Annotated in this window: 12 protein-coding genes; 5 read left to right on the top strand and 7 right to left on the bottom strand. The window is 68.9% G+C overall.

Annotated elements, in window-relative coordinates:
* The first annotated feature begins 3 nt into the window (after positions 1-3).
* The 5 genes from AC1D12_RS09455 (at position 4) to AC1D12_RS09435 (ending at position 4,929) form a co-directional block, all read left to right on the top strand.
* Positions 4-1,209, top strand: coding sequence for an ABC transporter substrate-binding protein (locus AC1D12_RS09455; RefSeq protein WP_477840096.1), 1,206 nt, complete (start codon positions 4-6; stop codon positions 1,207-1,209).
* Between the two features lie 102 nt (positions 1,210-1,311).
* A complete protein-coding gene (locus AC1D12_RS09450; RefSeq protein WP_047501375.1) occupies positions 1,312-2,208 on the top strand; it encodes a carbohydrate ABC transporter permease in 897 nt (298 codons plus the stop codon).
* Between the two features lie 11 nt (positions 2,209-2,219).
* Complete coding sequence (locus AC1D12_RS09445) at positions 2,220-3,131, top strand: carbohydrate ABC transporter permease (protein ID WP_477824777.1); 912 nt, start codon at positions 2,220-2,222, stop codon at positions 3,129-3,131.
* A gap of 19 nt (positions 3,132-3,150) precedes the next feature.
* A complete protein-coding gene (locus tag AC1D12_RS09440; protein WP_477824778.1) occupies positions 3,151-4,311 on the top strand; it encodes an ABC transporter ATP-binding protein in 1,161 nt (386 codons plus the stop codon).
* A 210-nt stretch (positions 4,312-4,521) separates the two neighbouring features.
* Positions 4,522-4,929, top strand: coding sequence for a hypothetical protein (locus AC1D12_RS09435; protein WP_465111343.1), 408 nt, complete (start codon positions 4,522-4,524; stop codon positions 4,927-4,929).
* A 170-nt stretch (positions 4,930-5,099) separates the two neighbouring features.
* Here the strand turns inward: AC1D12_RS09435 and AC1D12_RS09430 are convergent, their stop codons facing one another.
* From AC1D12_RS09430 to AC1D12_RS09400, 7 genes are all read right to left on the bottom strand, one after another.
* Entirely contained in the window at positions 5,100-5,858 is a 759-nt protein-coding gene (locus tag AC1D12_RS09430; RefSeq protein ID WP_465111342.1) for a class II glutamine amidotransferase, read from the bottom strand.
* An 11-nt stretch (positions 5,859-5,869) separates the two neighbouring features.
* Positions 5,870-7,117, bottom strand: a complete 1,248-nt coding sequence (locus AC1D12_RS09425) for an NAD(P)/FAD-dependent oxidoreductase (RefSeq protein ID WP_047501368.1) — start codon at positions 7,115-7,117, stop codon at positions 5,870-5,872.
* Positions 7,118-7,181: 64 nt separating this feature from the next.
* Positions 7,182-9,326, bottom strand: a complete 2,145-nt coding sequence (locus AC1D12_RS09420) for a xanthine dehydrogenase family protein molybdopterin-binding subunit (protein ID WP_477840092.1) — start codon at positions 9,324-9,326, stop codon at positions 7,182-7,184.
* A gap of 10 nt (positions 9,327-9,336) precedes the next feature.
* Complete coding sequence (locus AC1D12_RS09415) at positions 9,337-9,804, bottom strand: (2Fe-2S)-binding protein (RefSeq protein WP_047501364.1); 468 nt, start codon at positions 9,802-9,804, stop codon at positions 9,337-9,339.
* Between the two features lie 87 nt (positions 9,805-9,891).
* Positions 9,892-11,244: a DHA2 family efflux MFS transporter permease subunit gene (locus AC1D12_RS09410; protein ID WP_477840094.1), complete on the bottom strand. Its 1,353-nt coding sequence runs from the start codon at positions 11,242-11,244 to the stop codon at positions 9,892-9,894.
* 161 nt (positions 11,245-11,405) lie between these two features.
* Positions 11,406-13,415 (bottom strand): M13 family metallopeptidase, encoded by a 2,010-nt coding sequence (locus AC1D12_RS09405; protein WP_477840090.1) that lies wholly within the window; start codon positions 13,413-13,415, stop codon positions 11,406-11,408.
* A gap of 128 nt (positions 13,416-13,543) precedes the next feature.
* A partial coding sequence (locus tag AC1D12_RS09400) for a lipase secretion chaperone (protein WP_477840088.1) occupies positions 13,544-14,341 on the bottom strand: 798 nt, incomplete at its 5' end.

Raw genomic sequence — 14,341 nt, 5'->3', positions numbered from 1 at the left:
GTCGTGGGCTTCGGCGCACWCGCCGTTGTCACCCCGGCCCAGGCCCAGGTGAAGGCCGAGGTGATCCACTGGTGGACCTCGGGTGGCGAGTCGGCCGCCATCAAGGAGTTCGCGAACGCCTACAAGGCCGCCGGCGGTACCTGGGTCGACAGCGCGGTGGCCGGCGCCGACAACGCGCGTGCCGCGGCCATCAACCGCATCGTCGGCGGCAACCCGCCGACCGCCGCGCAGTTCAACACCTCGAAGCAGTTCCACGACATCGTCGCCGAAGGCAAGCTGGCCGACATGGACGAGGTCGCGGCGAAGGAAGGCTGGGACAAGATCCTGCCGCAGCCGGTGCTGAACACCGTCAAGGTGAAGGGCCACTACTACGCCGTGCCGGTCAACGTGCACATGCCCGCCTGGTTCTGGTACTCGAAGGCCGCCTTCGCGAAGGCCGGCATCAAGGACGAGCCGAAGACCATCGACGAGTTCTTCGCCGCCCTCGACAAGCTGAAGGCCGCCGGCCTGGTGCCGCTGGCGCTGGGCGGCCAGTCGTGGCAGGAGCGCATCACCTTCAACGCGATCCTGGCGCACGTCGGCGGCCCGGAGATGTTCCTGAAGTTCTACCGCGACAAGGATGCCGCGCTGATGACGAGCGAGCCGTTCAAGAAGGTGCTCGCGACCTTCAAGCGCCTGCACAACTATGTCGACGCCGGCTCGCCGGGCCGCAACTGGAACGACGCGACCGCGATGGTGATCTCCGGCAAGGCCGGCGTGCAGATCATGGGCGACTGGGCCAAGGGCGAGTTCCAGGCCGCGAACCAGACGGCCGGCAAGGAATTCGGCTGCTTCCCGGGCTTCGGTCCGAAGTCGCCGTACATCGTCGCCGGTGACGTGTTCGTGTTCCCGAAGACGACGAATGCCGAGGCGATCAAGGCGCAGAAGCTGCTCGCGACGACGATGACCTCGCCGGCTGCGCAGGTCGCCTTCAACAACAAGAAGGGCTYGATCCCGATCCGCACCGACGTCGACACCTCGAAGATGGACATCTGCGCGCAAGCCGGTGTGGCCATCATGAAGGACGCCTCGCGCCAGCTGCCGGATTCGGAAATGCTCGCGACGCCCGACACCATCGGCGCGGTGCAGGACGTGCTGACCAAGCTGTGGAACACCAACCAGTCGGTGGATGACGCCGCGAAGGCGCTGGCCGTTGCGTTGAAGACCTGACCCCACAGGTCGGGCGGCTTGGGTGTAAATCCCACGGTGGGCTGCGGCCCACCGTTTTTTTGTCTACCCTTGCCGCCTTGGCAAGGCTTCGAGGATTCCACGATGGACGTCGGGCGCAGCCGACTGCGGCAACACTGGTCGGTCTACGCGGCACTGCTGCCGATGGCCGCCACGGTGCTGTTCGCCTACATCGGCACGGTGCTGTGGTCGGTGCGGATCTCGCTGTCGAACTCGCGCACCTTCCCGAGCGACAGCTTCGTGGGCCTCGCGCAGTACGAGCGGCTGTTCACCAGCGAGCGCTGGATGGTCTCGGTGCACAACGTGCTGATCTTCGGCGTGCTGTTCATCCTCGCGTGCCTCGCGATCGGCTTCCTGCTMGCGGTCTTCATCGACCAGAAGGTGGCCGGCGAGAGCGTGCTGCGCACCGTCTTCCTCTACCCGTATGCGATGAGCTTCGTCGCGACCGGGCTGGTGTGGCAGTGGATCCTGAACCCGGAGCTCGGCCTGCAGACCACGGTGCGCGGCTGGGGCTTCGAGAACTTCAGCTTCGACTGGATCGTCAGCCAGGACAAGGTGATCTACACGATCGTGATCGCCGCCGTGTGGCAGGCCTCGGGGCTCGTGATGGCGCTGATGCTGGCCGGGCTGCGCGGCATCGACGAGGAGATGTGGAAGGCCGCGCGCATCGACGGCATCCCGCGCTGGCGCGTCTACGCGAGCATCGTGCTGCCGCAGCTCGGCCCGTCGTTCGCGACCGCGCTGGTGCTGCTGTCGGTGGGCGTCGTGAAGGTCTATGACGCGGTGATCGCGATGACGCAGGGCGGCCCCGGCATCGCGAGCGAGGTGCCGGCGAAATTCATCATGGATTACCTGTTCGGGCGCGCCAACATCGGCCTCGCGTCCGCCGCGAGCACGGTGATGCTGCTGACGGTGCTGGCCGTGATCACGCCGTGGCTGTATGCACGCAGCCGCGCCAACCGCAACGCCCGGGAAGCCTGAGGTCTCAACCGATGTCGACTCCCTCTACGGCCCTCCCGGCCGCCGCCATTCCGGTGCGCTCGAAGCGCCCGCCGCGCGTCACGCCGGCGCGCATCGGCGTCTACGCCTTCCTGCTGACCGGCGCCGCGTTCTTCCTGCTGCCGCTGTACGTGATGCTCGTCACCTCGGTGAAGCCGATGGCCGAGATCCGCCTGGGCAACCTGTTCGCGCTGCCGAACGCCTGGACCATCGAGCCCTGGATTGCTGCCTGGTCGCAGGCCTGCACCGGCCTCGATTGCAGCGGCATCCAGGTCGGCTTCTGGAACTCGGTGAAGATCGTGCTGCCGAGCACGGTGATCTCGATCTTCTTCGGCGCGCTCAACGGCTACGCGCTGTCGTTCTGGCGCGCGCGCGGCGCGAACCTGCTGTTCGGCGTGCTGATGATCGGCGCCTTCGTGCCCTACCAGGTGGTGATGTTCCCGCTGGTGCGGGCGTTCGCGGCGGCCGGCATCTTCAGCAGCCTGCCGGGCATCGTGCTGATCCACACCATCTTCGGCATGCCGGTGATGACGCTGCTGTTCCGCAACTACTACGCGTCGGTGCCGGGCGAGCTGTTCAAGGCGGCGCGCATCGACGGCGGCGGCTTCTTCCGGATCTTCTTCCAGCTGATGCTGCCGATGGCCACACCGATCATCATCGTCGCGGTGATCATGCAGGTGACGGCGATCTGGAACGACTTCATCCTCGGGCTGGTGTTCGCCGGGCGCGACAACCTGCCGATGACGGTGCAGCTGAACAACGTGATCAACACGACGACCGGCGAGCGCCTGTACAACGTGAACATGGCGGCCACCGTGCTCACCTCGCTGGTTCCGCTGGCCATCTATCTCATTTCAGGTCGCTGGTTCGTCCGCGGCATTGCGGCTGGTGCCGTGAAGGGTTGAGTCCGTGTCTGCCATTCCTGTGAACACATCGTCCGAGACAGCGTCCGCCGCGCCGCCTTCTTCTTCCGCCGCATCGCCGGTGTCGCACGTGGCGTCGGCGAACGTCGACATCCGCCAGCTCGAGATCCGCCTGGGCGGCGTGCCGATCATTGCCGCGATGGACCTGCACGTGCAGGCCGGCGAGTTCCTGGTGCTGCTCGGGCCGTCGGGCTGCGGCAAGTCGACGCTGCTGCACTCGATCGCCGGGCTGCTGGACGTGCACGCCGGCAGCATCGAGATCGGCGGGCGCGACGTGACCTGGGCCGACCCGAAGGACCGCTCGATCGGCATGGTGTTCCAGTCGTATGCGCTGTACCCGACGATGTCGGTGGAGCGGAACATGTCGTTCGGGCTGCGCGTGAACGGCACGCCGAAGGCCGAGATCGAGAAGCGCGTGGCGCGCGCCGCCGAGATCCTGCACCTGCAGGAGCTGCTGAAGCGCAAGCCGTCGCAGCTGTCGGGCGGGCAGCGCCAGCGGGTGGCGATCGGCCGTGCGCTGGTGCGCGACGTCGGCGTGTTCCTGTTCGACGAGCCGCTGTCGAACCTCGACGCGAAGCTGCGCGCCGAGCTGCGCCGCGAGCTGAAGCAACTGCACAAGAACATCGGCACGACGATGGTCTACGTGACGCACGACCAGGTCGAGGCGATGACGCTCGCGTCGCGCATCGCGGTGATGAACAAGGGCCGCATCCAGCAGATCGGCGCGCCGGGCGAGATCTACAACCGGCCGGCCAACGTGTTCGTGGCCGGCTTCCTCGGCTCGCCGAGCATGAACTTCGCCGAGGGCACGCTGCAGGTGGCCGGCGGTGCGGTGACGTTCCGGCGCGCCGGACTCTCGGTCGACGTGACGCGCTACGCGTTCGCGCAGGCGCCGCGCGACGGGCAGGCGGTGCTGCTGGGCATCCGCCCGGAAGACATCGCGCTGCACCTGGACGGCGCCGCGGCCGGCGACGGCACCGGCACGGTCGCACTGGTGGAGCCGATGGGCGCGCAGACCATCGTCTGGATGGACGTGCAGGGCCAGCAGATCAGCGCGATGCTGAGCGGGCATGCGGAGCCGGTGGTGGGCCAGCAGGCGCCGTTCCGGATCGCGGCGGAGAAGGTGTCGCTGTTCGAGCCGGGGTCGCAGGAGCGGCTCTGAGGGGTGGAAGGCAGCCCTCCCATATTTCCGAGTTCTTCGATATTTACTGTGCAGTAAATATGGGGTTTGCGAGAAATATGGTGAACCACCTGCGGCCGAGTAGCGCGCAATTCTGTAGAAATTGAGGAGCCGGCGCGAGCAACGCTTTCTTAGCATCGCGCGACGTGCCCGGGCTGTTGGGGCCTTTCCAATCGACCCCAGGAGCCACTCATGGCATGTCTCTCTGCCAAGCGTCAGGCCGTAGCGCGCACGCAGTGGCTGTCGCTCGCGCTGCTGACGACAGCTCAGTGCTTCTGGATCAGCTTGATTGCCAGCCAGCAGAACGTCGTGCTGATCCTTCTCGTCTTCTTCGGAGCGCTGTTCGCTGCGAGGAAAACTGCGCGGCGCCGAGACACCGCACTGCGCGGATGGAAGTGTTGGGCAACCGGAGCCGTCACCGGCTATGTCGCGATGGTGCTGGCCATCGCGGTCTGCGAGTTGGCGCTGCGCGGCGCCTCATTCTTCGAGCGAAACTTTGTGCCGAATCTGTATTTCTTTCCGAGCCTCTCGCTGGGGTGGCTGTATGGCGGAATACTTTTCGGACTGACCGTTCCCAAGCCAGTTGCAACAGCTTCGTGAGCAGAGAATCCGTCGCTTGGCGTCTTGCTCTGGTGGCTGCATTGATTGCAGGGAGCCATTGGCTGTGGCGCACGCTCCAGATCGATTCCTGCCTGGACAACGGCGGGCGCTGGAACTACCCGCAATCGGCCTGCGAGTCCGCTTGAACGGTTGCGGGCCCGCCTGGGCGCTCAGCGCTCCACCACCCCGCCATTCACGAACACCTTCAGCTCCCCCGGCGCGAACGCCCGCCACGCCTCGTCCGCCGTCAGCGGCTCGGTGACGACCACCGCCACCCGATCCGCCGTCGTCGTCAGCTCGGCGAAGTCGACGCTCATGTCCTCGTCCTGCAACCGCGCCTTGCGGAACGGGTGCTCGCGCACCAGCCAGCTCAGCTTCGTCGAGCAGTGCGCCCACAGCGCCTGGCCATTGCTCAGCATGAAATTGAAGCTGCCGTGCGCCGCGACGCGCGGCACCAGCTCGGCCAGCGTGGCCGTCAGCTCGCCGACCGGCGGCAGGTCCGCATGCGCCTTCGAGAGCTCCTGCATCAGCCAGCAGAACGCGCGCTCGCTGTCGGTGCTGCCCACCGGGCGGAACGCCGCGTGCAGCCGCGGCTGGTAGTCCTTCAGGTCGCCGTTGTGSGCGAACACCCAGTAGCGGCCCCACAGCTCGCGCACGAACGGGTGCGTGTTCTCCAGCGCGACCACGCCCTGGGTCGCCTTGCGGATGTGCGCGATGACGTTGTGGCTGCGGATCGGGTAGTGCCGGATCATCTCGGCCACCGGCGACAGCCGCGCGCTCTGCGCATCGACGAACAGCCGTGTGCCTGCGCCTTCGAAGAACGCGATGCCGAAACCGTCCTTGTGTTCCTCGGCACGGGTCGAGAACCCGGTGAAGCTGAACATCAGGTCGGTCGGCGTGTTGGCATTCATGCCCAGCAGCTGGCACATCGCTCCACCCTCTATTCCAGGAACAGGCGCTTGACGCCCTTCAGGCTCAGCAGGGTACCCGGATTGCTGGTCTCGTTCAGCACGCCGCTCATCCGCTCGCGCAGCCGCGCACTGCGCTGCGCGCGCCAGATCACCAGGTCGGCCAGCCACGGGTGGGCGTTGATGCCGTTCGCCCGCTCATACAGCGCGAAGCGCGGCTGCAGCGCACGCAACGCCGCTTCGTAGCGGCTGCGCACCGCGTCGTCGTCGGCGTGCCGGCCGGCCAGCACGGCCTCGGCCGCCAGCAGGCCGGTCTCCATCGCCTTGCCGATGCCCTCGCCGGTGAACGAGTAGGTGCTGCCGGCCGCCTCGCCGGTCACCAGCAGGCCCGGGCGCGAGAACGCCGCGCCCTGCAGCGTGCAGCGCAGCGGCGCTCCCTTCAGCGGGCCCTGCAGCTCGCCGCCGGCCAGCAGCGCGCGGGCCGGCTCGTAGAACTCACAGAAGCTCGCGAACATCTGCCGCAGGTTCACGTCGAGCTTGTTGTGGCGGCCGTCGGCGCCGCTGCGGTGGCTGTTCGCCACGCCCACGCCGACGTTGAACACGCCGTCGCGGCATGGAAAGATCCAGCCGTAGCCGGGGCGCAGCCGGCGGTCCCACACCACGTCGAGCGCACGCAGCCGGTCTGCCATCGCCGGGTTGCGGATGTAGGTGCGCATCGCGATGCCGCTGGGCGTCTGGCGCTCGCACACGCCGGCGGCGATCAGCGCCTGCGGCACCGCGCCRGTGGCCAGCAGCACCCAGCGGGCGTGGATCTCGCGCTTCGCCTCGCCATGGCTCAGCGTCGCCCCGCTCACGCGGCCGGCCGCATCGTGCCGCAAGGCCTCGAAGTGGGCCGGGGCGAACATCTTCGCGCCGGCCCGCACCGCGGCGCGGCACAGGATCTGGTCGAGCTCGCGGCGCGGCAGCACCGCCAGCGTGCCGGGCACGTCGACCCGTCCGCCGCGCGGGCCGATGCAGCCGACGTGCCGCGCCGGCTGGGCCTGCGCCATCACCTCGTCGAGCACACCCAGCCGCGCGAGCGCCGCATGCGCATCGGGGATCAGYCCGTCGCCGCAGACCTTGTCGCGCGGAAAGCGGTGCTGGTCGACCAGCACGGTGTCGACGCCGGCGCGTGCCAGCCATTGCGCCGCCGCACTGCCGGCCGGGCCGGCCCCGACGACAAGCACCTCGCAACGTTCAGGCAGGTCGGTCAGGGGCGTGTTCTGGGTCGGCAGCGGCATCGGTCAGCTTGCGGGCTCGGGGAAGCCCGCAAGGATACCCGCGCCCTGCCCGCCTCCGACGCGGTCAGGCGCTCTGGATGTTCTCCGGCGTGAACGGCATCTTGCGCAGCCGCTTGCCCGTGGCCGCGAACACCGCGTTGCCCACCGCCGGCCCGATCAGCGCCGTTGCCGGCTCGCCGATCCCGCCCGGCTTCTCGGTGCTCGGCACCAGCGTGATGTCGATCACCGGCGATTCGTTCAGCCGCAGCAGCCGGTACTGGTGGAAGTTGGTCTGCTGCACCCGGCCCTTCTCGAGCGTGATCTCGCCGAACAGCGCCGCCGTCAGCCCGAACACGATGCTCGACTGGATCTGCGCCTCCACCGTGTCGGGGTTGACCATGCGCCCGAGATCGGCCGCCACCGTCACCTTGTGCACCTGCACCTCGCCGTTGGCGACCGAGATCTCCGCCACCTGGGCCATGTAGGTGTCGTAGCCCTCCATCAGCGCGATGCCGCGGAAGCGCCCGGCCGGCGCCGCGCGGCCCCAGCCGCCGCGGTCGGCCGCGATCTTCAGCACGTTGGCGAAGCGCGGCTGGCCGCCCAGCAGCGACAGCCGGTAGGCGAGCGGGTCCTGCCCCGCCGCGACCGCCAGCTCGTCGATGAAGGTTTCGTTCGCGAACGCATTCAGCGCATGGCTGACCGAGCGCCAGTAGCCGACGCGCAGCCCCGCGTCATGCTTGACGATGTCGTGCCGCGAGGCCGGCACCGCGTAGCCGGCGACCGCCGCCTCGGTCATCAGCGGGTCCTGCACATCGGCCGGCAGGCCGAACACGCGGCCGGTGATCGATTGCGAACTCATCCGGAAGGTCATCGCGGTCGGCTTGCCGTCGGGCCCGATCGCCGCGGCCAGCCGGTGCACCGATTGCGGCCGGTAGAAATCGTGCGTCATGTCGTCTTCGCGCGTCCACAGCAGCTTCACCGGCTTGTTGACCGCCTTCGAGATCTGCGCGGCCTGGATGATGAAGTCGATGTCGATGCGCCGCCCGAACCCGCCGCCAAGGAAGGTGGTGCGCAGGCTCACGTTCTCCGGCGGCACGCCGACCACCTTGGCCACGGTGGCGGCCGCGGCGTCCTGCCACTGCGTCGGGCCGATCAGGTCGACCCGGTTGTCATGCACGTGCGCGGTGAAGTTCATCGGCTCGAGCGGCGAATGCGACAGCAGCGGCATCGTGTACTCGGCGCGGATCACCTTGCTTGCCTTCGCGATCTCGGCATCCGCATCCCCCACCGCCTTCAGCGGCAGCACCTTGCCGGACGTGAGCCCGCCGCGCGTGCTCTCCAGCATCGAGGTGTGGGTCAGCGCCGCGCCGGGGCCTTCGTCCCAGACGACGGTCAGGCCCTCGCGCGCCGTCTTCGCATGCCACCAGGTGTCCGCCACGATCGCGACACCATCGGGGATCTGCACCACGTCGATCACGCCGGGCATCGTCTTCGCCTTGGCCGCGTCGAAGCTCTTCACCGTGCCGCCGATCACCGGGCACTGCTCGAGCGACGCGTAGACCATGCCGGGCAGCTTCACGTCGATGCCGAATTCGGCGGTGCCGTTCACCTTGGACGGCGTGTCCAGCCGGCGCGTCGGCTTGCCGACGATCTTGAAATCCTTCGGGTCCTTCAGCACCACCTTGTCGGGCACCGGCAGCTTCGAGGCCGCGGCGGCCAGCTGGCCATAGGTGGCCTTCCTGCCCTTCGGGCCGATCACCCGGCCGTTCTCGGCGCGCAGCTGCGATTCCGGGATGTTCCATTTTTGAGCAGCGGCGCTGATCAGCATCATGCGCACCTGGGCGCCGGCGATGCGCAGCTTCTCCCAGCCGTCGCGCACCGAGCTCGAGCCGCCGGTGAGCTGCGGGCCGCCGAGCAGCGCGTTGCCGTAGAGCTTCTGGTTCGGCGGCGCGATCGACACCTTGATCGCGCGGATGTCGACGTTCAGCTCCTCGGCGATCAGCATCGGCATCGAGGTGTAGACGCCCTGCCCCATCTCGGAGCGGGCCGACAGCAGCGTGATGGTGTTGTCGTCGGCGATGTGCACCCAGGCGTTCGGCGTGTACAGCATGCCGGCCGCGTTGGCGTCGGAGACGGCACCGGGCAGCGCGACGCCCAGCATCAGGCCGCCGCTGGTCAGCGCCGAGCTCTGCAGGAAACCGCGCCGTGTGAGACTTGTCATCTTGGTCATGGCGGTCTCCTCAGGCCTTGTGCTGCAGGTCCGCGGCCGCGCTCTTGATCGCGGCGCGGATGCGTGGGTAGGTGCCGCAGCGGCAGATGTTGCCGCTCATCGCGGCGTCGATCTCGGCATCGCTCGGGTTCTTGTTCTGCTTCAGCAGCGCGGCCGCGCTCATCAGCTGGCCGGACTGGCAGTAGCCGCACTGCGGCACGTCGTGCTTGATCCACGCCACCTGCAACGGGTGGGTGTTGTTGCGCGACAGGCTCTCCACCGTCGCGACCGACTTGCCGGCGACGGCCGACACCGGCGTCTGGCACGAGCGCACCGGCTGGCCGTCCAGGTGCACGGTGCAGGCACCGCACAGCGCCATGCCGCAGCCGTACTTGGTGCCGGTCAGGCCGATCTCGTCGCGGATCACCCACAGCAGCGGGGTGTCGGGCTCGGCCTTCACGTCGACCGACTTGCCGTTGATCTTGAAGCGTGTGCTCACGGGTTGTCTCCTGGGGTTCCTGTGCAAGAAACCCAGGATCGCGCTCGGCGCGCCCACTGTCTGCCCGAGGGAAACCCGAAGGCCGGATCAGTCCTTCGCGGGCGCCATCCGCCACGCCGCGATCACCGCCAGTGCGCTGATCGCCCCCAGCAACCCGAAGGTCTCGTGGAAGGCCCGCAGCGGCGCCTCGGCATGCACGCCGAGCCGCCACTGCAGCACGATCCCGACGATGCTGATGCCCACCGCCCCGCCGAGCTGGCGCAGGAAGTTGATCGTGCTCGAGCCGTGCGAGATCAGCTCGCTCGGCAGCCCGCGCATCGCGCCGAGGTTCAGCGACGGCAGCACCAGCCCGAGCCCGATGCGCCCGACCACCGCCCACAGCGTGATCAGCCACAGCGCGGTGGCGAAGCCCACCGTCAGCATCAGCCAGAACGACGCCGCCAGCAGCAGCACGCCGGCCGCCACGACGCGGCTCACCGGCAGCCGGTCGGCCAGCCGGCCGGCCAGCGGGATGGTGATCGCGAGCACGATGCCCGCCGGCAGCAGCACCGCGCCGGCCTGCGACGGCGGCAGCTTCAGCGCGATCTGCATGAAGACCGGCACCAGGTAGGTGGAGCCGAACAGCGCCATGCCGTAGATGAAGGCGACCCAGCCGCCCATCGAGAACGAGCGGAAGTTGAACAGCCCGAGCCGCATGATCGGGTTGTCGCTGCGCCGCTGGCGCGCGACGAACACGACACCCGCGCCCATGGCGACCGCCAGCAGCACGACCGCCGTCAGGTGTGTCGCGTCATGCAGGTGCACGAGCCCGTTCAGCAGCGCGAGCACCGCCACCGTCAGCAGCGCGAGGCCCCCCACGTCGAGCTTGCGGTCGTGCTGGTTGACGTGCGCACCACCCGGCGAGCTGTGCGGCAGGTAGCGCGCGGCCATCGCGAGCGCGACCAGGCAGAACGGCACCACCACGAAGAAGATCGAGCGCCAGCCGAAGGCCTCGACCAGCACGCCGCCGATGCTCGGCCCGATCGCCGGTGCGAGCACGACGCCGAAGCCGAAGATGCCCATTGCCTTGCCCTGCTCATGGCGCTGGAACGCATGCAGCACGATGATCGCGGGGATGGGTTGCAGCACGCCGGCCGACAGGCCTTCAAGCACCCGCATCGCGAGCACCCATTCGAAGCTCGTCCCGAGCCCGCCGCCGATGCCGCCCAGCATCAGCAGCAGCACCGCGCCGAAGTAGCTGCTGCGGTAGCCGAAGCGGTCGAGCACCCACGGCGTGACCAGCATCGAGACCGTCATCGCCGCCATGAAGCCGGCCGACAGCCACTGCGCGCGCTCCTGGCCGAGCCCGAAGCGATGGCTGATGTCGGGCACCGCGACGTTGATGATGGTCGAGGCCATGATCGACGCCATCGTGCCGATCATGACCGTCAGCAGCACCATCCAGCGGTAGCGCTCGCCGAACCTCTCGCGCAGTTGGACGAGGGAGGCCGGCGACTGCGAGGGCGTGGTCAATGGAAGTACCTTCGTGCTACGCACTGCGGTATTCGCCCTTGGGGCGGCCCGGCGTGCTCATGCCCCCCAGTTTCGCACCGGTCGCGCGATCACCAGATCGAGACGCGCTTCTCCGGCGGCAGGTACATCTTGTCGCCCGCCTTCACGCCGAAGGTCGAGTAGTAGCCCGGGTGGTTGCGCACCGTGCCGTTGGCGCGGATCTCCTCCGGCGAATGCGGGTCCGACTTGAGCTGCTGCACCAGCGCCTGGTCGCGCGTCTTGCCGCGCCACACCTGCGCGAAGCCGAGGAAGAAGCGCTCGTCGCCGCTCAGCCCGTCGATCGCGAGCGGCGGCTGGCCGTTCAGCGACAGGTGGTAGGCCTTGTAGGCGATCTCCAGTCCCGAGTTGTCGGCGATGTTCTCGCCCAGCGTCAGCTCGCCGTTGACCTTGTAGCCCGGCACCGGCTCGAACGCGCCGTACTGCTCGACCAGGATGCTGGTCTTGGCTTCGAAACGCTTGCGGTCTTCGGCGGTCCACCATTCGCGCAGGTTGCCCAGCCCGTCGAAGCGGCTGCCTTCGTCGTCGAAGCCGTGGCTGATCTCGTGGCCGATCACTGCGCCGATGCCGCCGTAGTTGGCCGCGTCGTCGGCGGTCGGGTCGAAGAACGGCGGCTGCAGGATCGACGCCGGGAACACGATCTCGTTCATCGTCGGGTTGTAGTACGCGTTGACGGTCTGCGGCGTCATGAACCATTCGTCGCGGTCGACCGGCTTGCCGAGCTTGGCCACTTCGCGTGCATCGGCCAGCAGGCGCGCGCGCATGACGTTGCCGACCAGGTCGTCACGGCGGATCTGCAGCCGGCTGTAGTCCTTCCACTTCTTCGGGTAGCCGATCTTCGGCACGAAGGTCGCGAGCTTGGCCTGCGCCTGCTTCTTGGTGTCCGGGCCCATCCAGTCGAGCGTGTCGATGCTCTGCTTGTAGGCGGCCAGCAGGTTGCCGACCAGCTTCTCCATCCTGTCCTTCGACTCGGGCGGGAAGTACTTCGCGACGTAGACCTTGCCCAGGCTCTCGCCGATCGAACGCTCGACGACGCCGACGCCGCGCTTCCAGCGCGGGCGGTTCTCGGTGGTACCGCTCAGCACCGTGCCGGTGAACGCGAACTGGGCGTCGACGAACTCCTTGCTGAGGTACGGCGCGAACGAGATCAGCAGCCGCGTCTTCGCATAGGCCTTCCAGGTGGCCAGCGGCTGCGACTGCAGCAGCGCGCTCATGCCCTTGAAGTAGCTCGGCTGGCGCACGATCACGTCGGGCGTCTTGCCGGCGATGCCGGCATCGGCGAGCCAGGCCTTCCAGTCGAGGGCCGGCGCGAGCTTCGGCAGGTCTTTCTGCTGCACCGGGTTGTAGCTCTTGACGGCATCGCGGTTCTCGACGCGCGTCCACTGCACGCGGGCCAGCTCGGTCTCGAGCGCGAGCACCGCGCGGGCGCTGGCCTCGGCGTGGGACTCGCCGGCCAGCGTGAGCAGCCTGGTGATCAGCTCGACGTACTTGGCGCGCGCCTCCTTGAAGCGGGCGTCGTCTTCCTTCAGGTAGTAGTCGCGGTCGGGCAGGCCCAGGCCGCCCTGGCTCAGGTAGGTGACGTAGCGGGTCGATTCCTTCGCGTCCTGGTCGATCTCGGCGTTCACCGCCGAGGCGACGCCGAGCCGGCCGTGGCGCGCCATCAGCACGCTGAGCTGCTTGCGGGTGCGCACCGCGTCGATCGCGGCGAGTTCGCCGGCCAGCGGCTTGACGCCGAGCTTCTCGAGCGCCGCTTCGTCCATGAAGCTCGCGTACAGGTCGCCGATCTTCTTCGCGTCGGCATCGCCGCCGTTCTTCGCCGCGTCTTCGATCAGGCCGCGCAGCTTCGCGAGCGTGCCTTCCTGGATCTGCTCGAAGGCGCCGATGTAGGCCTTGTCGGCCGGCATCGGCGTGTCGCGCAGCCAGGCGCCGTTCATGTGGCGGAACAGGTCGTCCTGCGGGCGGACGGCGTTGTCCATGCCGCTGCGGTCGATGCCGGAACGGGGCGCCTCGGTCTGGGCGTGGACGGCGCCGGCGAGCAGCGCGGTGGCGAGGGCAGCACACAAGGCAGCCCGTCGGGGGCGATGAGGCAGAAGATGCAAGTGAAGCTCCTGGCGGCCGGATGGACCGCGGTGGTCGAGGGGGCGCCCGATCGGCGCTGCCGTACTCTACAGGCGCCCCGCTCGTCCCGGGCTCACGGTGCGACGGAACGCAGGATGGCGTGGGCGCGTTGCAGTTCCGTACCGCTGAAACGCCGGGCCAGCTCGTCCTGCAGCGCCTGCTCGCGCTGCGGCGCCGACAGCTCCGGGCGCTGCGCGATCGCCTGCAGCGCGGCGCGGGCGTCGGCGATCCGCTGCTCCCAGTGCGCCCAGGCTGCATCCTCGGCGCGCAGGCGCTCGGCGCCCTCCGCGCCGAACTGCGCGCTGCGGGCGGCGTGCAGCTCGGGCGTCTGCGTGGCGGCATCCGGCGTCAGCAGCGAAGGCGACGGTGCCGCCGGCGCGGCGGGCGCTGCGCTGCGCCGGGCCGCCAGGGCCGCGAAGTCGCGCTCCTCGTCGGCATAGAAGGCCTGCGCCCACGGCGCGCCGAGCAGGTCGCGGCGCACTTTCGAGCGCTCGGCCATCACGCCGGCCCAGCTGGCCGGATCGTCCGGCTTCCAGGCGGTCTCGAAGCGACGCTGCTGCAGCGCGAGGTAGCGGTCCCAGACGTCGAGCACCTGGCGCGCGGCGTCGATGCCGCGCTCGAGCGTCAGCTGCTGCTCGATCCAGTGGCGCAGCTCGGCCGGCTCGACCTCGCCGGTGCCGGTCAGCAGGTAGTCGAAGCGGCGGCGCAGCGACAGGCCGGGCTGCAGCCGGTCGCCGGCCCAGGTGCCCCAGTCGCCATCGAGGTCTGTGCCGCGCAGCGAGCCGTCGACCCACAGCCGGGCGACGTGCGCTGCCGCGGCTTCCGCGGCCCGCGCGGCGGCCTCGTTGTAGGCGGCGGCATCGGTCGGCAC

Source organism: Rhizobacter sp. P1_G5, from assembly GCF_056405435.1.
This window is presented reverse-complemented; position numbering and strand designations above follow the sequence as displayed.